The sequence below is a fragment of the Tamlana crocina genome, from assembly GCF_012037625.1.
The window spans coordinates 1-310 of the sequence record NZ_JAAVJS010000725.1; the positions used below are offsets into that span (position 1 = coordinate 1).

Annotated in this window: 1 protein-coding gene; it reads left to right on the forward strand. The window is 49.0% G+C overall.

Features of this window, described 5'->3' with window-relative positions; genetic code table 11:
• Positions 1–310, forward strand: a 310-nt coding sequence (locus HC176_RS18735) for a Gfo/Idh/MocA family protein (protein ID WP_167920484.1), incomplete at both ends; no start/stop codon positions are given.

Genomic DNA, 310 nt, shown 5'->3' on the forward strand with positions numbered 1-310 from the left:
GAAAAGCCGTCTTCTGCCAGAAACCGCTTGGTCGCACTGCCGAAGAAGTAAAGCAGGTGGTGCAGGCTTCCAGGGAAGCAGATAAACTACTTGCCGTAGATCTCTCCTATCGCTACACAAAGGCCTTTAAGGCAGTCTATGATACCATCCAAAAAGGGGAAATTGGAGATATCTACGCCGTGGACCTGAAATTTCACAACGCCTACGGACCAGATAAGGAATGGTTCTATGATATCAAACGCTCCGGCGGAGGATGTGTAATGGACCTGGGAATTCACCTGGTCGATCTGGCACTATGGAGCCTCAATTT